This window comes from Planococcus sp. TJ-307 (genome assembly GCF_058268435.1).
This window is the reverse complement of record NZ_JBZDOJ010000002.1, coordinates 276583-298794: the sequence shown is the minus strand read 5'-3', so window position 1 is coordinate 298794 and position 22212 is coordinate 276583. Positions and strand designations below refer to the sequence as shown.

Annotated in this window: 20 protein-coding genes; 4 read left to right on the top strand and 16 right to left on the bottom strand. The window is 43.2% G+C overall.

Features of this window, described 5'->3' with window-relative positions:
* Positions 1 to 63: 63 nt before the first annotated feature.
* On the top strand, positions 64 to 1671 hold the full coding sequence (locus AC4EHK_RS07735; protein WP_490978219.1) for an ABC-F family ATP-binding cassette domain-containing protein: 1608 nt from the start codon (positions 64 to 66) through the stop codon (positions 1669 to 1671).
* Between the two features lie 97 nt (positions 1672 to 1768).
* On the opposite strand, the gene AC4EHK_RS07730 is transcribed toward AC4EHK_RS07735, so the two are convergent.
* The 4 genes from AC4EHK_RS07730 to AC4EHK_RS07715 all read right to left on the bottom strand — a co-directional run bounded on the left by AC4EHK_RS07730 (position 1769) and on the right by AC4EHK_RS07715 (position 3389).
* Positions 1769 to 2245 (bottom strand): YkvA family protein, encoded by a 477-nt coding sequence (locus AC4EHK_RS07730; RefSeq protein WP_490978218.1) that lies wholly within the window; start codon positions 2243 to 2245, stop codon positions 1769 to 1771.
* A 52-nt stretch (positions 2246 to 2297) separates the two neighbouring features.
* On the bottom strand, positions 2298 to 2504 hold the full coding sequence (locus AC4EHK_RS07725) for a cold-shock protein (protein WP_490978217.1): 207 nt from the start codon (positions 2502 to 2504) through the stop codon (positions 2298 to 2300).
* A 202-nt stretch (positions 2505 to 2706) separates the two neighbouring features.
* Complete coding sequence (locus AC4EHK_RS07720; RefSeq protein WP_008428384.1) at positions 2707 to 2907, bottom strand: cold-shock protein; 201 nt, start codon at positions 2905 to 2907, stop codon at positions 2707 to 2709.
* Between the two features lie 185 nt (positions 2908 to 3092).
* Complete coding sequence (locus tag AC4EHK_RS07715) at positions 3093 to 3389, bottom strand: DUF1033 family protein (protein ID WP_490978216.1); 297 nt, start codon at positions 3387 to 3389, stop codon at positions 3093 to 3095.
* Positions 3390 to 3593: 204 nt separating this feature from the next.
* Here AC4EHK_RS07715 and AC4EHK_RS07710 point away from each other — a divergent pair, with 204 nt between their 5' ends.
* Together AC4EHK_RS07710 and AC4EHK_RS07705 are read left to right on the top strand one after the other, a co-directional pair.
* Positions 3594 to 4301: a 5-bromo-4-chloroindolyl phosphate hydrolysis family protein gene (locus tag AC4EHK_RS07710; RefSeq protein ID WP_490978215.1), complete on the top strand. Its 708-nt coding sequence runs from the start codon at positions 3594 to 3596 to the stop codon at positions 4299 to 4301.
* Positions 4273 to 5454: a toxic anion resistance protein gene (locus AC4EHK_RS07705; protein ID WP_490978214.1), complete on the top strand. Its 1182-nt coding sequence runs from the start codon at positions 4273 to 4275 to the stop codon at positions 5452 to 5454. The genes AC4EHK_RS07710 and AC4EHK_RS07705 overlap by 29 nt, the downstream gene beginning before the upstream one ends.
* A 211-nt stretch (positions 5455 to 5665) precedes the next feature.
* On the opposite strand, the gene AC4EHK_RS07700 is transcribed toward AC4EHK_RS07705, so the two are convergent.
* The 9 genes from AC4EHK_RS07700 to murG form a co-directional block, all read right to left on the bottom strand.
* Positions 5666 to 7528 (bottom strand): vWA domain-containing protein, encoded by a 1863-nt coding sequence (locus tag AC4EHK_RS07700; protein WP_490978213.1) that lies wholly within the window; start codon positions 7526 to 7528, stop codon positions 5666 to 5668.
* 9 nt (positions 7529 to 7537) lie between these two features.
* Positions 7538 to 8395 carry an AAA family ATPase gene (locus AC4EHK_RS07695; protein WP_490978212.1) on the bottom strand — a complete coding sequence of 286 codons (858 nt, stop codon included), beginning with the start codon at positions 8393 to 8395 and terminating at the stop codon, positions 7538 to 7540.
* Between the two features lie 88 nt (positions 8396 to 8483).
* Complete coding sequence (locus AC4EHK_RS07690; protein ID WP_490978211.1) at positions 8484 to 8681, bottom strand: DUF6501 family protein; 198 nt, start codon at positions 8679 to 8681, stop codon at positions 8484 to 8486.
* A 142-nt stretch (positions 8682 to 8823) separates the two neighbouring features.
* Entirely contained in the window at positions 8824 to 9414 is a 591-nt protein-coding gene (locus AC4EHK_RS07685) for a DedA family protein (protein ID WP_490978210.1), read from the bottom strand.
* An 89-nt stretch (positions 9415 to 9503) separates the two neighbouring features.
* On the bottom strand, positions 9504 to 10766 hold the full coding sequence (gene odhB / locus AC4EHK_RS07680; protein WP_490978209.1) for a 2-oxoglutarate dehydrogenase complex dihydrolipoyllysine-residue succinyltransferase: 1263 nt from the start codon (positions 10764 to 10766) through the stop codon (positions 9504 to 9506).
* A 24-nt stretch (positions 10767 to 10790) separates the two neighbouring features.
* On the bottom strand, positions 10791 to 13607 hold the full coding sequence (locus AC4EHK_RS07675; RefSeq protein ID WP_490978208.1) for a 2-oxoglutarate dehydrogenase E1 component: 2817 nt from the start codon (positions 13605 to 13607) through the stop codon (positions 10791 to 10793).
* Positions 13608 to 13852: 245 nt separating this feature from the next.
* Positions 13853 to 15499: a diguanylate cyclase domain-containing protein gene (locus AC4EHK_RS07670; RefSeq protein WP_490978207.1), complete on the bottom strand. Its 1647-nt coding sequence runs from the start codon at positions 15497 to 15499 to the stop codon at positions 13853 to 13855.
* Between the two features lie 18 nt (positions 15500 to 15517).
* Positions 15518 to 16471, bottom strand: coding sequence for a diaminopimelate epimerase (gene dapF / locus AC4EHK_RS07665; protein ID WP_490978206.1), 954 nt, complete (start codon positions 16469 to 16471; stop codon positions 15518 to 15520).
* A 29-nt stretch (positions 16472 to 16500) separates the two neighbouring features.
* On the bottom strand, positions 16501 to 17577 hold the full coding sequence (gene murG, locus AC4EHK_RS07660; RefSeq protein ID WP_490978205.1) for an undecaprenyldiphospho-muramoylpentapeptide beta-N-acetylglucosaminyltransferase: 1077 nt from the start codon (positions 17575 to 17577) through the stop codon (positions 16501 to 16503).
* A gap of 296 nt (positions 17578 to 17873) precedes the next feature.
* Here murG and AC4EHK_RS07655 point away from each other — a divergent pair, with 296 nt between their 5' ends.
* Entirely contained in the window at positions 17874 to 19250 is a 1377-nt protein-coding gene (locus AC4EHK_RS07655; protein WP_490978204.1) for an MATE family efflux transporter, read from the top strand.
* Between the two features lie 79 nt (positions 19251 to 19329).
* On the opposite strand, the gene AC4EHK_RS07650 is transcribed toward AC4EHK_RS07655, so the two are convergent.
* From AC4EHK_RS07650 to AC4EHK_RS07640, 3 genes are read right to left on the bottom strand one after another with little or no spacing between them, the layout of a single operon-like run.
* Positions 19330 to 19569 (bottom strand): hypothetical protein, encoded by a 240-nt coding sequence (locus AC4EHK_RS07650; RefSeq protein ID WP_490978203.1) that lies wholly within the window; start codon positions 19567 to 19569, stop codon positions 19330 to 19332.
* On the bottom strand, positions 19566 to 20447 hold the full coding sequence (locus AC4EHK_RS07645) for a CobW family GTP-binding protein (RefSeq protein WP_490978202.1): 882 nt from the start codon (positions 20445 to 20447) through the stop codon (positions 19566 to 19568). The genes AC4EHK_RS07650 and AC4EHK_RS07645 overlap by 4 nt, the downstream gene beginning before the upstream one ends.
* A 54-nt stretch (positions 20448 to 20501) precedes the next feature.
* Entirely contained in the window at positions 20502 to 22031 is a 1530-nt protein-coding gene (locus tag AC4EHK_RS07640) for a lmo1851 family serine protease (protein WP_490978201.1), read from the bottom strand.
* Between the last annotated feature and the right edge of the window lie 181 nt (positions 22032 to 22212).

Below are 22212 nucleotides of genomic sequence, written 5' to 3'. Positions count from 1 at the left end.
TATCGATTTCCGTGGATTTCGTGGTATACTCTTCTTATTGTGAAATTTAGGAGGTACGTATAAATGATAGCTGTAAATGATGTAAGTCTTCGCTTTGGCGACCGTAAACTTTTCGAAGATGTAAATATTCAATTTAACCCTGGCAATTGCTACGGATTGATTGGTGCCAATGGTGCTGGCAAATCGACATTCATCAAAATCCTTTCGGGTGACCTTGATGCGCAATCTGGAAATGTCTATATGGGATCTGGCGAACGATTGGCTGTACTCAAGCAAAATCACTTTGAATACGAAGAGCACCCCGTTCTAGAAACGGTTATTATGGGCCATAAAAAGCTTTATGAAGTCATGTCTGAGAAAAATGCCATTTACATGAAAGAAGATTTTTCTGATGAAGATGGCATGCGCGCTGCTGAACTTGAAGGCGAATTCGCAGAACTGAACGGGTGGGAAGCTGAGTCTGAAGCGGCTATTTTGCTGCAAGGCCTTGGCATTTCTGAAGAGCTTCATGACAAGAAAATGGCTGAACTATCAGGATCTGATAAGGTGAAAGTGCTGTTGGCACAAGCTTTATTCGGCAAACCTGATGTTCTTTTACTGGATGAGCCTACTAACCATCTGGACTTGAAAGCTATCCAGTGGCTGGAAGAATTCCTGATCAATTTTGACAACACCGTCATCGTTGTATCGCATGACCGCCACTTCCTCAACAAAGTATGCACGCACATTGCTGACTTGGACTTTGGTAAAATCCAACTTTATGTTGGGAACTACGATTTCTGGTATGAATCAAGCCAATTGGCAACCCGTTTGGCATCAGATCAGAACTCGAAAAAAGAAGAGAAAATCAAAGAGCTACAGGCCTTTATTGCCCGCTTTTCTGCCAATGCTTCAAAATCGAAGCAAGCCACATCACGGAAGAAAATGCTCGATAAAATTGAGCTCGATGATATCCGTCCTTCTTCCCGTAAATACCCGTTCGTCAACTTTACCATCGGACGCGAAATCGGCAACGATGTATTAACAGTAAAAGACGTCAGCCAGACAGTGGATGGCAAGCAATTGCTCAATAACGTCAGCTTTAACTTGAACAAAGATGACAAGATCGTTTTAATTGGAGATCCATTGGCAAAATCGGCTCTTCTCCGCATTTTAGCTGAAGAAGATCAACCCGCAGATGGTTCAACCCGTTGGGGTGTAACCACTTCACGCGCGTACTTGCCGATTGACAACACGATTTACTTTGAAGGCAGTGAATTGTCATTGGTAGATTGGCTTCGCCAGTATTCGCCAGAAGACGAGAGCGAAACCTTCCTTCGCGGTTTCCTCGGCAGAATGCTATTCTCCGGTGAAGAAGTGAAAAAGAAACCTTCAGTACTATCCGGTGGCGAAAAAGTACGCTGCATGCTTTCAAAAATGATGCTGTCGCACGCAAACGTTCTTCTATTGGACGAGCCTACTAACCACTTGGACCTTGAATCGATCCAAGCATTGAACAACGGCATGATCGCTTTTAAAGGCGCTATGGTCTTCACTTCTCATGACCATCAGTTTATCCAGACAGTTGCAAACCGCGTGATTGAAATCCGTGAAGACGGTTCAATCCTTGATAAGCAGTTGACTTACGATGAATTTTTGGAGTGGAAAGATACGCAAGGGATCGCGAAATAAATCAAATTCTTGCAGCAGTCACGTTCGACGAACGTGCCTGCTGTTTTTTTACATAAAGAAACCGCAGATCTGAATTTGATCTGCGGCTTTTTTAGATTTATTTTGTAAAACGCTTAACCAAACGACCAGCTGGCAATTTGGAAACGTATTTATTTCCAGAGTTGGATACCTTTTTCACAAGGGCCAATAAGTCTTCATCGCCAGCCCAGTGCTCTGCAATGACTTCTCTAGGGAATTTGTTAAGCAGTGTATTAATGACAAAGACAGCAACTACCACGTCATCCAAAAATCCTCCGGGACCCATTAATATTTCTGGCAGAAAATCGATTGGTGCGATGAAATACATAATCCCTGCTCCAACTGCTGCCTTGCTTTTCTTATCAATGCGGCTGTCCAGCATCAATCGGGTCAGCAAATGGAAAAGATCTGGCGCGAACAACACATACCCGCTGACAGTTCCAACTACTTTTGGTTTTGAATCTGCCCAATTCTGTACTTTATCTCGGAGCTTATGATAAAAATCTTCCTGCTTTTCTTTGCTTGGCATATCTTTCTTTAAATATTCGTTAGTCATTTTAACTTCCCCCTTGATCTTTCAGTTGCTCAACCACTGTGTTCAATCCTAATTAAAATACCAACGTTACATTTGTTGCTACGCGTTCTTTATCGGCTACGCCTTCATATACTGTAAATTTTACCGGTTGTCCTGGCATCAGCTTACGGAAGCCATCGACGTTGATATTGATTTCCTCGAAAAAGAAATCTTCGCCATTGTCGCCTACGATCATGCCTATGCCTTTAACCTCATCAAACGATTTCACTTTGCCTTCCATTTTAAAACCTCCTATAGTTGCTTTCACTAATCCTTTATTTATACCCTCAGGGCTCATAATAAAAACCTTTACAGGCGTCACGGAAAAGACTCATCTATTTTAAATTTACTTTTTGTAGTTCATAACCGGCTGTCCTGGCATTCAAGACAAGCTGGCAGAAACCTCAAAAAAGAACCACTCCCGAAAGAGTGGCTCTTGGTTATTAGACTTTAGTTACGTTAGTTGCTTGTGGTCCACGGTTGCCTTCTTCTACTTCAAACTCAACACGTTGGCCTTCGTCAAGCGTTTTAAAGCCTTCACCTTGGATTGCTGAGAAATGTACAAACACATCGTCTCCGCCTTCAACTTCGATAAATCCGAAGCCTTTTTCTGAGTTAAACCATTTTACTGTTCCTTCTTGCATGTAAATTACCTCCTGTGGTAAGAAAAATTTTCAATATGGAATCTTCTCAAATAAAAAAATTCACATATTCCCTAAAGTACCATCACGTGCTGATCACTTTTGGGAATATGTGAATAGCTGTAATTGGTTGAGATTTCATATTGTTACAGTTATTATATCAAATTGACTACAAAAGTCAAATAAATCTAAAAACTTATCTTTGGTTTCCCATTATGGAGCCAAATAAGACCATGAAAGATTTGTAAATCTTCCTCGCAAATTTCGCAATATTCTACTTCTTCATCATTCCAAAACGCTGTAAAAGCATGATCCCTTTTTTCAGATTGTGAAAATCGTCGGCTGAACTCTTGTTCTTGCTCATTCAGATAGCTTTGTGCTTTATCCGCTGACTCAAACCTTCCACGTGACACGATGTTTTCTTCCCAGCCATCAAACATCCACCAAGGTTCATAATTTGCTCGAATATAGATGATGTCATGCATCCTAATCTGCCTCATTTCTTCCTAGTTAGCATTTTGCCAAATCTCGCTCAGCTTGTAAAGTATTTTGCAAAATTCTTTATTAGGATTCGAAAGTTTGTATTGACTTCTTGTTTCACGTAAAATACAAGATAGAGAAAGCATTGAAACGAAACTTTTCAATGTTCGAAACGTATAGATATAGTAGCAGTGAAGGAGGTTCTTTGCATGAAGCCCCTAAAGCCGATTGAAAATTTCATTAAACGACAATCTGTCAGTCTGCCCCTTATGACAGTGATGTTCCCTGTCCTGTATTTAGGTGCAGAAATTGGCCTGATTGCTTCTGGAGCCGTCGCTGCCGGAACATATATTGCCAGCAATAGTACCATTAAACAAGTTCAAATCTCGTCTGATTCCAAAAACCTTGGAATGACTCGAAGTGAATTTAAAAATGTGCGTACCCAGATAAAAGAAGGCAAAGAAAAAATAAAGCAGCTGCAAGGCAATTATTACAAAGTCCGTTCTATTTCTTCTTTTAAACAATTAATGGACATGACAAAAATCGCCAATAAAATTATTATTGTCGTTCAGCAAAACCCACGAAAATTCTATTTAGCTGAACCTTTCTTCTATTCACATTTGGATTCAGCCATTGAGTTGACAGAGAAATACACCTTACTGGTCGGACAGCCGATTAAAGATCAAGAAATGCGCGTAGCATTGCAAGACACAAGAGAAATGCTGCTTGCGCTAAACAAAGTGATGGAGCAGGATTTAAAGCGTGTTCTTTCCAGCGACGTTGAAAAATTGCGTATGGAACTGGATTATGCACAGTTGGCTGTTGACCAACACAATAATCAGAAATTACTCGTTCAGCCAGAACCTGAACATGAGGGAGACGTAAAAGATGACAGAGAAACCATCGACTCGAAGTGAATTGGATGATTTATTGGAATCGCCTTTTGGCGTACAATTGGAAAAGCAGAACCACGCAGTTTCCGAGCAGGCAGAAGGCCGTCCTGTCTCCTTAATGGATCGCTTGTCAGAAGAAGAACAAGCCAAAGCACGCGAATTGGCCAAACAAATTCCGATTGGCAATAATGAAGCGATTTTGACCTATGGGGCTAACGCCCAAAACCAGCTGAGCCAGTTTTCGCACAAAATGCTGGACCATGTCCAGCGAAAAGACATCGGCCCTGTTGGAGATGTACTCCATGACTTGATGAAAAAGCTGGAAGAATTGAATCCAGAAGAGCTGACACAAGGAAAAAAATCGGGAATCCGTAAAATTTTTTCTAAAGCTAAATATTCGGTTCAGGAAATGATGAGCAAATACCAGAAACTCAGCAGCCAAGTAGACCGCATCAGCATCCAGCTTGACCATTCCAAACGTGGATTGTTAGATGATGTGCAAATGCTCGAACAGCTTTATGACCAAAATAAAACTTATTTTCAGGCATTGAATGTCTACATCGCCGCAGCAGAAATCAAACGCGATGAAATCATGAACGAAACGATTCCCGCACTTCGAAGAAAAGCGGAAAGCTCACAAGATCAAATGGTGTATCAGGAAGTCAACGATATGGTTCAATACGTAGATCGTTTGGAAAAACGGCTGTACGATTTGCAATTATCGCGCCAAATCACCATACAAAGCGCACCGCAGATCCGCATGATCCAACAAACCAACCAAACGTTGGCGGAAAAGATTCAGTCGTCCATCATGACGTCGATTCCACTATGGAAAAATCAGATTGCCATCGCACTGACGCTGAATAAGCAGTTAAAAGCCGTTGAAGCACAAAAACAAGTTACAGCAACGACCAATGACCTGCTTTTGAAAAACTCGGAAATGCTGAAAATGAATTCGATTGAAACTGCCCGCGAAAACGAACGCGGGATTGTGGAGATCGATACCTTGAAGAAAACGCAGGAAAACCTGCTTGAAACCATCGAAGAAACACTGAAAATCCAAGCAGAAGGCCGCAGAAACCGCAAAGCTGCCGAGCTTGAAATCGGCCGCATGGAAGAAGACCTGAAACAGCGCCTTCTTACTATTCATGACAACAATGAAAAGAACAATATGTAAATTTTAAACCCCGGAAGCTCGTGAGCTCCCGGGGTTTTTGGCTGTTTTATTTCTATGGAAAGTATTTCAGCTCGGCTGGAAAGTATTTTAGAAGTTCTGGAAAGTATTTTGTCCTTATTGGAAAGTATTCTTTGCCTTTTGGAAAGTAAGCTCTATTACTGGAAATAATCAATTGCCCAAAGAAAATATTTACCAAAAAAAAACTTAAAAATTAACCCGCCTGAATCACCAAATGCAAACTTCTTTTCAGCAGGCGCAGCGTTTGTTCGACAAACTGCTCCAAAGAATCGGCACTAACGGATTTATTGCCGTACATCATTCGGTAAAATGCGGCCTGCTCTTCTGTAATCGAATCGCTGCTCAAAAACAGATGCAGTACTTCGATGCCTTGTTTTTTTGCTTCAGCAACAGCGTTTGCCGTGTCCACTACACCGTTTTCAGCGTAATTATAGGCAGATGGCTCTCCGTCGGAAAATACCAGCAAAAAGCGATGTTTTTCAGTCCTTCTTTTCAAGCGACTGTTCATCCAGCGAATGGCAAAGCCATCCCGGTTGTCTTCGTGTGCATCCAAAGAAGCAATTTCTTGTGCATGATCTTTGCCACGATCCTCAAACTTATGCATCCACTCAAAATAGTTTGGCTGCTCGGCATCACTCGCCTCGTAAGCATCCTCGTAAAACAGGACGATTTCATGCGGCACGTTCAAACCACGCAGCACATCATGAAACAACAGGACGGCTTGCTTCGTTTCATCCAGTTTATCAAGCATTGAAGCGGATCCATCAATCAATAGGCAAAAAACCGCATCCAACTCCTTAGAAGGTGCCGTTTTTCGGTAAAACGGCTTAGGGCGCTCTTCAATTGCCAGCGGCACCAGTTTTTTTGATAACCTTCCGGCGTTCAAGTTATTGCGAATTCCTTCTTGTCGCTGAGTCATCCGCTTTTTCAGCTCTTTCAGCAAAGCACGCACGTATGGTGCCTGTTTTTTTCGCCAAGCCTCAATGTCCAGTCGATGATCACCTTGTGCCCGCAGCCTTGATTCGTGAAAAACCACTTGGTCATTGGCAGACCCGAATTTGCCTTCTGCTCTTTTCGGTTGGCTTTCCATTTGTCTGTCTTCCGCATCGCTGTCTTCCAGGTGTTCGCCGCTGGAATCACCTTTAGCGGTTTGTTGCACGTCTCCTGCCCCTTCTTCTTCCCTGCCGCCTTCTGCAAGCTGGGAGTCCCCACGTTCCAGCTCAAACTCCATCGCTGGTGATTCGCTCATTTCAGTTTCCCGGTGCCAGGACTGAAACCACTCTTCAATGGTCTCTATTTCTTCCGGCTCGTCCGCTTCGTCCGCTTCTTCCGCCTCTATCCCGGCATGATAATGGAAAGGCGGCGCTTTTTCAACCGATTCGCCAAAAGTGTAATACGTGTGCAGTGCATCTCCCTCGAGCAGAAACTCTGCCCGGTCCATTATACGCTCTACTACCTTTACGGAATCCATCGTTGACTTTGCCTCAAACAAATCTGTCCAAATGAAAAATAGCGACTGAAAGCGCTCATCCATATCCACGTCTATTCCGCGCAAGCGCAAATAAGCAGCATTGATCAACACATCGCTTTTAAAGCCCTTTTTATTGTTTTGTTTAAACTGATCTTCGTGATATTCGGCATAAACCGCTTCCCGCGTTTCAAAAGCCGCCACTGTTCCGGGACGAGCCGCTTTAATTTGTTCGGATAACCGGAACTCTTCAGCGCATAACAACAATTGCTCGCGCAGACTCGGTAAGGCAGTACTGTCCCTTTTGAATTTTCTCCATGCGGTCAAGTTGAAATCACGCCAATAGCCCGCAGCCATTAAATAGATATCCGATAGATAACCATTACGTTCAATCCGTTTCGTGCGATGCCGCCAAAAAACACTGATGGACAGGGCGGATTCAGATGGCCGAAGCTCGACCAGTTTACGCGTTGTCACTTTCAAGTATGGGGCATCCGCCAATGCGCCAGCGAGCAACTCCATTTGGTGAAGCATCTTTGTATCGATAGTTTCATTATTAAATTGGATAAATCGATTAACTGACGCCATTACATTCACCTACTTTTTCCAAGTATGAGCCAGATCCATAAACAAATCGCGTTCACTTTCATCATCCAGTTTTTCAGCAATCGCATACTGCACCGCACGCAGCGGATCCATATAGGCTGCTAAAGCCGTTGCATCCAGCAGACTCCGAATTGAAGCAGCTTCTTCGGATAATAAACCGTTCTCTACCTGCTTCATCAAGTCTTCTGCTAAATTCAGCATAAACGCTTTTAAATTCCCGTCCGCTTTTGGAAATTCGCGATCCCATAGCTCCGCCAATTGCTGGCCAGTCAAATATGGGATTGGATAAGCAATGAAACGGTTTTTCAGCGCTTCATTCATAGGCGCGGTCCCAATATAGCCTTCATTGATGGCAGATATCACACCAAAATCAGGATGGGCTTCGATTACTTCTCCAGTAAACGGATTGGTCATCATACGGCGATGGTCCAATGCGCTGTGAAGAATTGGCAAAGTTTCTGCTTTGGCCATATTGATTTCATCGATGTACAGGAAGTGGCCTTTTTTCATTGCTGTTACAACGGGTCCTTCGACGAATTCGATGACGCTTTGACCATCCTGCTGAACCAAAGTTTTAAAGCCCAGTAGCGCTTCTGCGTCCAAATCTACCGAGCAGTTAATGCTTTGCATCGGTTGGCCGAACAATGCAGAAATGCTCTCTGCTAATTTGGTCTTTCCTGCTCCCGTCGGCCCTTTCAGCAATACAGGCTTGCGGAGAACGATTGCCGATAAAATATCCTGCCATAAGTGTTCATCTGGTGCGATGTAACCCGCTTTTCCGATCAATTTATCATAGTTCTCGTGCGTACGTTCATTGCGTTTGGCTATATCCTGTTCAATCAATGACATTTTCTTTCCTCTTTTCCACAGAAAAAGCCGATGCAAATCCATCGGCTTTTTGGTATTCGTTGAGGCTTTAACAGCCAACTATTGTTTCTTATTCAAAATACGTTTTATAAAATCCACCGATTTTTCCGGTATTGTCTACTACGAAAATAAACTCTTCAGTTTCATTTTTCACTTCATATTCTTTACCTGCAGTCAGCACATTGGAAACTAAAAACTTTGCTGCTTCTGTATGCTTGCAAGTTACAGTTCTGATGGTATCTTTCTCAAGCCATTCATTGTGAATCATTGTCCTCATCCTTTTCTATCTGTCTATGTCTTCAGTATAAGGAAAACGCCGGGTAATTTCAAACCTGCTTTGTTTCGACACTCCACAACTATAAATAATTTTTTCAATAGGGAAAAGCGTCTGTACAATTTTTGAGTTGCTCTTACTTTTTTGCAAACTTCGTGCTATACAAATATCGCAGCAGCAACCCGACAATTACAAGAACCGATAACAAAATCAAAAATCCCTGCAAATGGCCAAGTATTGACTCATAGGCATATGGAAATGCTCTCCCCACATTAAAATAAATGAACATCCAGACAAATCCCGCTGTATAGGCAAACAACACATAGCGCAGGAATGGAAAACGGTTTGCACCCACAACATAAGGCATGGCCCAGCGAATTCCAGGAAGGAAAAAGCTGAAGGCAATCGCCCATTCCCCATGCTTTTCTAAAAAAGCACTAAATCGGCTGATTGGACCTTTTAAACGTGTTCGATTCAAGCGGTTCAGCAGCCGATGACCTAAACTGCGACCGATAAAATAAGCAAACGTGTTGCTGGAAATTAAACCTAAGTACGCAGCCAAAAATGCATAAACCGGTTTGAAATAGCTGATTTCCGTCATGACGCCTGAAAATGCAGCAGCTACTTCATTTGGTATCGGCAACCCAAACAACAGCAGCCAATTAAAGACAAACATGCTGAAATAGCCATATTCCTTCACCAATTCAATAAAAAATGAGATATCCATGAACTTCTACCGCCTTTAGGCCTGTTTCCTCTATGATGACAAAAAAAAGATAGTCCTGCAACGCAGGACTATCAGGTTGATCGTTTATATTAAGATTCCAGCAGTAGGTCCTCTGGGTTCTCGATCATGTCTTTGACCATTTTCAAGAAACCAACAGAATCGCTTCCATCGATTACACGGTGATCGTACGAAAGAGCTACATACATCATTGGACGAATTTGAACTTCATCGCCGATTGCGACAGGACGTTTTTGGATGGTGTGCATTCCAAGAATACCAACCTGAGTACCGTTCAAAATCGGTGTAGACATCAATGAACCGAATACTCCACCATTTGTGATGGTGAACGAACCGCCTGACATATCTGCAATCGAAAGTTTTTTATCGCGTGCTTTAGTAGCAAGCTCGCCAATTGTTGCTTCGATTTCAGCAAAGTTCTTTTTGTCCGTATCGCGAACGATCGGTACAACAAGTCCTTCTTCTGTTGAAACGGCAATTCCCACATCATAAAACTGCTTTAGGAGGACATCTGTTCCATCTAATTCAGCATTGACATATGGGTATTTTTTCAAAGCAGCGGTAACTGCTTTTGTAAAGAATGACATGAAGCCAAGTTTTACATCATTATTTTTAAGGAATTGGTCTTTTTTGCGGCTGCGAAGTGCCATCACGTTTGTCATATCGATTTCGTTGAATGTAGTCAACATCGCCGTTGATTGTCTTACTTCAAGAAGACGTTTAGCAATCGTTTGACGGCGTCTTGTCATTTTTTCACGGACGATGCGGCCATTTTCTTCATCCGAAGAAGGCGCAGCTGCTTTTGGTGCCTCCGCTTTTGCAGCTGGTGCACTTGCTGCAGGTTTCGATCCATGAGCTTCGACGTCTTGTACGCGCACACGGCCCATTGGGTCTACTGGTGTAATAGCTGCCAGGTCGATTCCTTTTTCGCGTGCCAATTTGCGTGCTGCCGGGCTTGCGATTGTGCGGTCAGTTGATGACTGCTCTTCAGCTGCCGGGTCTTTTTCAACAGGCTCTGGAGTTGCAGAAGCATCTGTTTTCGCAGGCTCTTCAGATTTTTGTGGAGCTTCTTCCGTTTTAGGTGCAGCAGCTTCGCCAGAACCTTCGCCAACGATTGCGATGACTTGTCCAACTTCAACTGTATCGCCTTCTTGTGCTAAGTGTTCCTGAACTACTCCAGCTTCTTCAGAAATAACTTCAACGTTTACTTTATCTGTTTCCAGTTCAACGATGAATTCACCTTTTTCAACTGTTTCGCCCGGCTGTTTAAGCCACTGAGCGATTGTTCCTTCTGTAATCGATTCTGCTAGTTCTGGTACTTTAATCTCTGCCACAAAAAATTCCTCCTTAGATTATCCTTACAATTTAGCTAATACTTCATCTATGATACGAGCTTGTTCCACTTTATGCGCTTCTCCATCGCCTTCTGCAGGGCTTTGGCGCGGGATGCGTCCAAAGTACTTCACTTCTTTTCCATCTGCCAATTCACGCAGGTATGGATCTGCAAAAGTCCATGAACCCATGTTTTGCGGCTCTTCTTGTACCCATGCCAATTCTTTGGCATTCGGATAGCGGTCGACAATCGCTTTGATTTTCTCAGCCGGGAATGGATACAGCTGCTCTACACGGACAATGTGTGCCCACTCGTAGCCTTTTCCATCTTTCACCCGCTCTGCCAAGTCGATAGCCATTTTGCCGCTTGCGAAAAGAACACGTTTTACTTTCTTCACATCTTTGCCCATATTCGGCTGTTCAATGACCGTCTGGAAATGCCCATCTGTTAGATCAGCTACATCAGCCCCCACTAATGGGTGGCGAAGCAGAGATTTCGGTGAAACGATGATTAATGGGCGAATGGACTCTTCTCCAAGCATTTTGGCCTGGCGGCGCAAAATGTGGAAATAGTTTGCTGCACTGGAGAGGTTAGCGACTGTCCAGTTGTTTTCAGCAGCCATCTGCAAATGTCTTTCCAATCGTGCACTTGAATGCTCAGGTCCCTGGCCTTCATAGCCATGAGGCAAGAGCATAACCAGTCCTGATTTCTGGCCCCATTTTGCACGACCTGCAGAAATAAACTGGTCAAACATCATTTGTGCCATATTGGCGAAATCGCCGTACTGTGCTTCCCAAATCACAAGTGCTTTATCGTTTTCAACATTGTAGCCATATTCAAAGCCCAATACCGACGCTTCACTCAGTGGGCTGTTGTACACAACAAATGACGCTTTAGCGTCTGATATATGATGCAACGGCACAAGTTCATTGCCGTTTTTGTCATCATGCAAAACAAGATGGCGGTGTGCAAATGTACCGCGCTGTGCGTCCTGTCCAGTCAAGCGGATCGGGTTGCCGTCTTGCAAGATCGAACCGAAGGCCAATGTTTCAGCATGAGCCCAATCGATTTTGCCTTTTTCGTTGAACGGATCTTCCCGGCGCTTTAGAATTCTCGCCAACTTGCCGAAAGCTGAGAAATCACTTGGCCAAGACAATAGTTCTTCATTCATCTTCGTCAGAACGTCCTTATCAACGCCAGTTGGCACCTCAGGGTAACCGTTTAGAACAGCTTCTGGAATTTCAAGTTTTGGAAATTCCGCTGACTTATTTTCTTTAACTTTATCGTAAGCTTCCTGCATTTCTTTCTGTGTATCTGCATCAAGCTTTTGTACATCATCTTCTGACAGCACATTTTCCGCCGCCAATTGTTTTCCGTAAAGTTCGCGGACCGTATCATGCTGATGGATGCCATGGTACATCGTCGGATTCGTCACTAGTGGCTCATCCATTTCATTGTGTCCATATCTGCGGTAGCCGATCAAATCAATCAAAACATCTTTTCCGAACTTCTCACGGTATTCAAATGCCAAACGCGCAACAGCCACTACTGCTTCTGGCTCATCGGCATTCACATGAATAACCGGCACTTCAAATCCTTTTGCGGGATCCGAAGAATAATGCGTCGATCTGGAATCAAATTGCTCCGTAGTAAAGCCGATTAAGTTATTGGCGATAATGTGGATGGATCCACCAGTCTGATAGCCTTTAACACGGCTGAAATTTAAGGTTTCCGTTACAATTCCTTGGCCTGGGAAAGCGGCATCACCATGCACAAGAATGGCATAGGATTTTTTCGCATCCACTTTTGCCAGTCCTTTTTGGTCGGTAATTTCCTGGGCTGCACGTGCTTGTCCTGCAACAATCGGGCTGACAATTTCTAAGTGGGAAGGGTTATAAGCAAGTTTTACGCTTGTTCCTTTTGCAGATTTGTAAGCTGCGCCCATATGATATTTCACATCGCCGAACCACCCTTTAGTGATTTGGAGTGAGCCGTCTTCCGGAAGAAACGCGTTGTCTCCAACATGCGCAAAACCGGCGAACATCATTTCATATGGCTTGTTTAAAATATGTGTAAGCACATTTAAACGACCGCGATGCGCCATCCCGATCATGATGTCTTGTGTGCCGGCGGATTCAGATAGACGCACCAATTCATCCATTAGGACAACCAGTGAATCAACGCCTTCGATTGAAAATCGTTTTTGTCCGACAAACGTTCGGTGCACAAACTTCTCAAAGCCTTCAACACGCGTCAACAAATCAAGAACTTGTTTCTTCTTATCGGCATCCAATGTAGGTTTAACTGCACCTGCTTCAATTTTATCCTGCAGCCAGCTGCGTTCCTGCGGCTGAATCACATGTGAAAATTCAAAAGCAACTTTATCTGTATAAAGCGACTTTAAATAATCAATGGCTTGCAATCCATTTGTTACATGGCTCGGTGCATTGTTCAAAAGCAACGAAACGGAAACATCTTTTAAATCCTGATCGCTAAGGCCATATGTTGATGCTTCTACGCGGGAAGTATCTTTTGGCTGATCTTTCAACGGATAAATATCCGATGCCAGATGGCCATGTGCGCGAATTGCTTCAGCCAAATTAACAGCAGCCAAAACTTTTTCAAAATTAGTAGGGTCTAAAGTTTTTGTAACTGAAGGCTGTTCGCTTGTAGAAATTTCTACTTCAGTAGGTGGTCCATATTGCTTAAAAAGTTCGACGTATTCTGGATCAAGCAATTCCGGCGACTCTTGATACAGATCATACATCTCCATTATGTATCCCAAGTTAGGGCCTGTAATGGAACTCCATGGGGATTTGGCATCTGAATAATTGCTAGACATTAAAAAAACCTCCAACTATTTGTTTGACGGCAGTCATACTAATTTGTTATATGTCTCATTTATTTTATCATGCATCCCACTAGACATAAAGCAGAAGGCGTTATAGCAATAAAAGATTAAAATTCCCTATCAATCTTACTACTTCCAGAATGAAAAACAAAGCATTTCCGTGAAAAGATTCACACACTTTTGTGTAAAGCGCTTTCATTATTTGCAGTGATTTACATTACGCGGTTTTTGCTTATTTAAGAAGACGTATAAAGGTAGCATTTCCCTTTTCCGTTGCTCTTGGCTACATAGAGGGCAGCATCCGCTTTTTTGACCAGATCATCAAAATCGTTTCCATGAATGGGATATACAGATATGCCGATCGACGAACTTGGCGTGAAATGATGTCCATTTATTTCCCATCCCTCAGCCAACGTTTGGTTGATACGGCCAATAATTTTTTCAATATGCAATTGGCTTTCTTCAGGAGCAATTCCGCAAAGTGCTACGAGAAATTCGTCGCCGCCTATCCTGGCAGCCAAATCCCCTTTACGCAAACTCTTTTTGATCGCTTGGCCAAAATGATAGATAAAGTCATCTCCCACATCATGTCCAAACTGATCATTGATCGATTTAAAATTATCTCCATCCATGTAGAGCAATGCGATATGTTCGCCATTTTTTTCCGCGTGCTCTTTCATTTGTTGAAATTTTTTGACCATTAAACGGCGATTTGGCAAAGTAGTCAAACTATCGTGATAAGCCATGAAGTGGAGCTGCTCTTCCAGTTGTTTTCTTTCTGTTATATCGAACAATATTGATAGTACTTGGTAAATGTTTCCGTTCACTTCCAACAACGGAATAATGGTTGCATCGACCCAAAAAATTTCGCCATTTTTTTTCATGCTCTGGAGCTGACCGCGCCAGATAGTGCCTTGCAAAACTTCTGCCCGTATTTTTTCATACTCTTCAGTAGACACGATCGCTTCTCCAATATCATAAACATTCAAACCTATTAATTCTTCAGGCATGTAGCCAGTAAGCTTGTTTAAATTATCATTGACGAACTCTATCGTACCAGACAGACTCCATATTGCGACCAGCGCTGCGTAATTAAGCGCATCTTTGTAGCTTTCCAGTATATTCTCTGTCTTTTTCAGCTCATTTTTCAACAGCAGTTCACTGGTCAACTCGCGAAATACAACATGAAATGCCCGGATAATACCGTTTTCATTAATTGGCGAATAACTTGCTGAGAATTTCGCCATCGTGCCATCGCCTTTTCGGCGCTTCATAAGGAGCGAAGAACTTTTGGATCCAGGGACAAATTGATCAATAAGGTCTTTGCCAGACCGAAATAGTTCTTTTTGATGGTCGGGCAAATCTTTAAAGTAGCGATTGATCCACGTTTCTTTTTTGACACCAAATGTTTTTTCATAAGCTGGGTTCAGATCAATGATCATGTACTCTGCAGAAATCATGAGCATAGGATCGACCGAGTTTTGTACCAATGACTGATAGAACAGGTAGTCCTCTTCCACTTTTTTCTGCGAGCTTACATTTTTTGTTACTGCCAATACGAATCTTTGTCCGCCAAATTTAATGGGAGTCAATTCTGTTTCCATCGCAGCAGCATTGTCACTGAACAAGCTGTAATCACGGTAAGTACGCTTCTCACCCACCTTCAAAGCAATGAGATATTGTTTTTTAATTTCTCTGGACAGCTCATACGGCATGCTCTCATCCAAACTTGTGCCCACCAATTCTTTTTTGAAAATAATTAAACAAGCAGGATTGACATACACATAGTCAAATGTGTCGCCATTTTGTTTCATAAAAAAAACTGGATCTTTTGCATTTTTATAAAGAAGATCCAACTGTCCCACCGTAAAAGGCATTGGCATCTATTTCACCGCTTTCCATTATACAAATTGTTTTGAGATGGTAGAAATGTGCTCAATAAACTCTTCGTAATGCACTTGTTCATTCAGGGGTTCAGAGGCCAAGATGCTGCTTTCCTCCACATTTTCCGACCAGTTGAATTTCATTGCCGATAAATAAGTCGCATTGCCGGTAAGCTGCAGGTGAAGGTCCTCACCTTGCTTGGAAATGGAACACTTCACCATGCCTCCTGGATTGTAGACCGAAACATCCCCGTAAGGCATCAGCCCTGCCATACAAACAATCAATGCAGAAGCGGTCATCGCGGTTCCGCAAGCATTGGTAAATCCAACACCCCGTTCATAAGTTCGGACAAATATACCGTCCTCCATTGGCGTTACGTAACTAACATTGACCCCATCAGAAAAATATTCGTTTTTGCTATTAAAGTATTGCGCCCATTGCTGCTGGTGACTGACATCCCTTTGCAGTTCAGATGGAACAATCCCGATCAAATGCGGATTGGGAACTGATACTGCAGAAAAGGGAATTTCTTCTGAAACAAATGGCAAGGCTTGATGAATCCATTCGCGATTGTCTCCGTAGCTCATAGGCAAGCTGCTAAGCGAAAAAGAAACCGGCGAGATTTCAACCGAGTAGGTTTCGATTCCCTCATTCAAGGTTTCTTCATGTTTCACACGAAGAGAAGCTTTCATGGTTTCGATGACCGCTTCCTGCATTCCGTCCCGTTCACAAACAAACCGGGCTACGCAGCGCAGGCCATTTCCACACATCGATGCTTCTGAGCCGTCGTTATTGAATACGCGCATTTTTGCATGTGCCACTGCAGAAGGCAAAATCACTAAAATCCCATCAATTTCTGGATCCAGTGCAGAAAGCTGGATAGCCAGCTGTGCAAAATCAGCACGTTCTGCAGATTCAAACATATAGAAGGTATTCATAGAGCCATGAACTTTTAACATTGTCATTTCCATTTCAGTCACCTCTTCAAATATACTCGGCGTTATTTTGTATAGGACGAAACCAGTTTCGCCATTTCCGCAGCGGTAATCGGTGCTTCCGCTTGTGTCATGGTTTCAATTAATTGGTCTTTATCAGCTTGCAGACGATCCAGCTCCTCCATAAACCGGTCAGCCGACAGCTCTTCTTCTTCAACCACATGGGCAAATCCTTGTTTTTCAAACAAATTGGCATTCAATATTTGGTCGCCACGGCTTTTTTGCATAGAAAGCGGCACGAGCAGCATGGGCTTTTTCAATGCCAAAAATTCAAAAATGGAATTGGACCCTGCCCGAGACACCACAAAATCGGTCATGTGCAGCAAATGCGGCAGTTCATGCGTCACGTATTCAAACTGGCGGTAATTCACATGGACGTTCAGTTCCGGCATGCTATTGCCTTTGCCGCATAAGTGAATAATATTAAACTGTTCCAACAGCCGTTCCAAGTTGTTTCGGACAGCTGAATTGATCATCGCCGAACCTTGGCTTCCACCCATAACCAGTAAGACGGGCCTTTTGTTATCAAAAGGACAAATTTCCTGCCCTTGTGCTGCCGATCCCTCCATCAGTTCGCTGCGAATGACAGATCCCGTACACGTCGATTTCGTACTTGGCACGTGCGCCAAAGTTTCTTTAAAGACTGTAAAAATATGATCAGCAAATGGCAAAGCTAACTTATTAGCAAGTCCTGGTGTCACATCCGATTCATGGATAATAACCGGCACAGACATCATTCGCCCAGCCATGACGACCGGTACCGAGACAAATCCACCTTTTGAGAAAATTGCGACAGGCTTGGTTTTGCGGATAATATTAAGTGCCTGTGTCAGTCCAGCCCCTACACGGAAAGGGTCCGAAAAATTCTTAGTCGAAAAATAACGTCTTAATTTACCGCTGGAAATGGGGTGATACGGGACCGATGGAAACGAATCGCGGATCAGTTCGTTTTCAATCCCTTCTTTGGAACCAATGTATTCAACGTGAAAACCTAAATTTTTCAGTTCTGGTATTAATGCTTGATTTAGGGAGACGTGCCCTGCGGTTCCGCCTCCGGTTAATAAAATGGTTTTGCTTTTCATTGCTAGTCCTACTTTCATCTATTAATTTGGCGCAGCCAGATTTGCTTTAGCGCAATACCATCTATGCTATACTGGATTTTATGTGTTAAATTGGAATCGGATAACATAAAACATTGAATTCACTACATAATGATTTAGCTTTTCTTGAATTGCAACTTCGTTTTACTTTATTTTCAAAATTGAAGATGGATTGCCTTTTCATCCACTAGCTTTTTCAGCACCAACGCATCCATCTATGCTAAAAGTTGCCGGTGCAATGCAAAAATTAATTTTAGGGATTGGCGGGGGAAAGAAGTATGTACCAAACAACTACCAAAAAAGAAAAAATGCTGCTGCTACTAAAAATTGTGTTTCCGATTCTTGTTACGCAAGTCGCGATGTATATGGTAACATTTTTCGATATTTACATGACTGCCCGCTACGGAACAGAAGATTTGGCTGGTGTTTCTATTGGGTCATCCTTTTGGGTTCCCGTCTACATCGGATTAGCCGGTATTCTCATGTCCATTACTCCAATTGTAGCACAATTGATGGGGGCTAAGAAAAAAGAACAAGTAAAACAATCCGTCCAGCAAGGAATTTATTTGGCTGTCCTGCTGGCCGCAATTGTCTTTGCCTTTTTCTATTTCGGCATCGACTACCTGCTTGCATTTATGGATCTCGAACCGGTCGTTGCTGATGTCGCGAGCCGCTACATCTTTGCGATGTCGATTGGGCTGATTCCGTTATTTGTTTACAATGCTCTGCGCTCGTACATTGATGCACTTGGAGCGACCCGTGTAACAATGGTCATCTCGCTATTGTCCACACCGATTAATATTTTCTTCAACTACTTGCTGATTTTCGGAAAGTTTGGTTTTCCGGAACTTGGAGGCGTTGGCGCCGGACTCGCATCGGCCATTACTTATTGGCTGATTCTTGCCATTGCCATTTGGATCATCCATACAAGAAATCCATTTAACGCTTATAATATTTTCCGCAAGTGGCCAAAATTTTCATTGAGCAGCTGGATCGAAATCAGTCGAATCGGTGTACCAATCGGCATTTCAATCTTTGTGGAGACCAGCATTTTCTCTGCCGTCACTTTTCTCTTGGCAGTTTACGGCACTGTCACCATCGCAGCTCATCAAATTGCCTTGAATTTCGCCTCTCTGCTTTATATGCTGCCGCTCAGCATCTCCATGGGTGCAACGATCTTAGTCGGCTATGAAGTCGGCGCCAAGCGCTTCCAGGATGCCAAACAATACAGTTGGCTGAGCGTCGGATCCGCTGTCGGATTAAGCTCTCTGTCCGCTTGTGTTCTGTTTTTCATGCGCAGTGAAATTGCCGCTTTGTACTCATCTGACCCGGTAGTGGTTGAACTCGCTGTGCAATTCCTGCTGTTTGCAGCGTTGTTCCAATTGTCGGATGCGATTCAAGCACCTGTCCAAGGAGCACTCCGCGGCTACAAGGACGTGAACATCACCTTTGTCATGGCGCTTGTGTCTTACTGGGTTATTGGTTTGCCTTCTGGTTATTTGCTCGCCAACTTCACCGACTTTGGTGCTTTTGGCTACTGGATCGGCCTGATTATTGGCTTAACGGCAGGTGCGATTACCTTGTCTATTCGCTTGCTCTCGATTCAAAAAAGAATTTCTGGTCAAACAGCCACTCACAAACAAGCAGTAAAATAAAAACTGGCAAGGAAAATGATTAATTTTCCTTGCCAGTTTTTTTAGTCGGATTGCCTAAGTATTTAAACACATAAGCACATTAGCGGGAAGCAAGATTTTTGTACAATGCACTCAAGCCGCTTTTTTCGGACGCCGATAAATCCGAAGCTTCGATTCGAGCCAATGCCAATGCTAACTTTTCCGCTTTGGATTTTCGAACACGTGGATGGGTCAGTTCATCGTTCAATTCAATCAAAATGTTTTTTTCAAGGTCCAGATGTGTTGAAATCCCTGCCACAGCTTTACGATCTGACCAAAGTTTACGGTACGATTCAATCACGGCAACTCGACTCCTTCCAGCCCTTCCCCTATCACAACCACCTGGTTTTGCATCTTTATATATTCCGGAAGCCACTGTGCCATCCCATATGCAAACTGAAAGGCGTGTGGGTATTTATCTCCTTCAAGCGGCACATACCCCTTAATGCGAAACACAGAATCAGGCAAAGCTCGAAGCCATTCTTCAAACTTTTCACGTTGGACCGGCGCATTAAACTGAAGAACTTTCGCATTCAAATTCATTTTTGCAACAGGAGTTTTCACAACGTCTTCTGCCGCTGTAGGCGTTATTTTTTCCAATGCTGAAAATGGTACTTTGGCATGGACCGTTTGGATAATTTGTGCTGTCGGATTTAGCGACTGAATTTCATAAGTTACTGTGCCTTGTTCAGCATCGGTCAATAAATCCATTTTATTGGCGAGAATAAGATCGGCATGGCGGATCTGTTCCAAAAATAGAGAACGGATCTGCGGAGACAAGCGATTGCGGTCCATCCAGCGTTTGCTGTCTGCTACCGTTACAATTCCCTTAAAGTTCAACTGTTCAGCAAACAAAGGTGAAAAGATGGCATCCAATGCTTCTACCGGATGCGCCGCACCTGTTGTTTCGATCAACAACACATCAAACTCTTCTTCAGCCAGTAAAGTTTGAATTTGTGCTTCAGATTTCTCTGATCCCGTGCAGCAAATACAGCCATCAAGAATTTCCTTTAACGGCACTCCATCCTCTACAGAATCCGAATCCATGTTCATTTTTCCTAATTCATTCATGAAGACTGCCGGCTTTAAGCCTTGGCTTTTCATTTGGCTGATCATGCTTTTTAGCAGCGTCGTTTTGCCACTTCCTAAAAATCCGCTGAACAAATATACATCTTTCATGTTCTCATCCTTTCTTTTCCTGAAGAAAAGGCCCGCCTAAGCGGACCTTTAACATCACTCTTCAGTTTCTTCTGATGCAGCTTCATTTTCTTCTGACGGTGTAATTCCAGCTTCTTCCATCAAAATATCTTTTGCTTGCAACAGTTGTGGATCTTCATCTTCAATTTTCTGGCGTAATGCATCCATAACTGCGACTGTACTCTCCCCAGTTAAGATACCCGTTACTTCCAGGTCATTTTCTTCTTGGAACGTTTCAACAGCTTCTGTCATTTGCTCTTCGAAGACGCCGTCTATATCACCGACTTCATAACCTAGCGCTTCAAGCATTTGTTCAGCAGTTTCCACTTGGTCAGAAATGACGCCATCTTGCAGTTCCAATGAAGTATCTAAAACTGGAAGAGATGCATACTCTGGATAGGCGACTTCTACATCCGGCTCGATTCCTTTTTCATGAATCCAATTGCCATCAGGTGTCAGCCATTTAGCTGTTGTAAATTTCAGATTTGAGCCGTCTTGAAGATCGTTAGCAGTTTGAACTGTCCCTTTGCCGAATGTTTTTTCTCCAACTAATTGGATATCAGCCGATTCTTTCATCGCTCCAGCTAAAATTTCAGAGGCTGAGGCGCTGCCGCCATCAATCAACAAAGTAACAGGCACTTCGATTTTGGTACCTGGTGACGACATGTAAATTTCGGGTTCTGCACCTTTTGCCTGTACTTCAAACAAAGGGTTGCCATCTTCAATAAACAAGTTGGAAATATCAAGTGCTACATCCAGCAAGCCACCCGGGTTTTGGCGAACGTCCATCACGACCGCTTCCATTCCTTCAGCTTCCATCGCTTCAATGGCATCCAACAATTCTTGATAGGTGTTTTCAGAGAAGCTTGTCACTTGAATATGGGCCACATTGTCTCCGATCATTTCTGCGTACACGGTCTCAATTGGTATTTCATCGCGAACGATGGTGATGTCAATTGGATCAGTGTTTTCCCCGCGTTGAATGGTTAAAGTAACTTCAGTTCCTTTTTCACCACGAATCAGCATAACAGCTTCAGTTGTGGTAAAACCTTGAATGCTTTCACCGTCAACTGCTAGAATTTGATCATTTGGCTGAACGCCTGCTTCTTCAGCTGGTGAATTTCTAATGGGTGATACCACCGTTACATATCCACCACGTTCCTGCACTTCTGCACCTATCCCCTGGAAACTGGACGAAATCCCTTCCAGAAATTGCGATGCTTCTTCTTCATTCAAGTAATCGGAATATGGATCTTCCAATGAATCAACCATACCGTTAATGGCTCCGTTCACAAGAACTTCTCGGTCAACTTCTTCAAAATATTGATCTTGTATTTGATCATAAGCTGTGTAAAGTTTTTCGAACTCACGTCTTTCTGGTGAATTGACTTCCACTGCTTTGTCGTCGCCAAACGTCAATGCAAAAACGGTCAAACCTGCCGTAGCTATTATCAAAAGAAACACAAGCATTATAAATGAGAATGTCTTCATCTTAATAGTGTGCGACGGCGATTCTTCTACTGGCGGAATCTGTTCGTGCTCTTCCTCCGGACGTTTATCATCCATCTATTTCACCACTTTCATAATTGCTGCAGAGCCAAGAATATGAAAACAAAAAGACTGCCGAGACAGTCTTTTTGTTATGTTTCGCTTTTCTTTATTGTCTAGACTTCAGCCCCCAGCTACACGGGCGCTTGCGCTTTTCTTCTTGTCCAGACTCCAGCGCCCAGATTCTAGGGTCATAAGC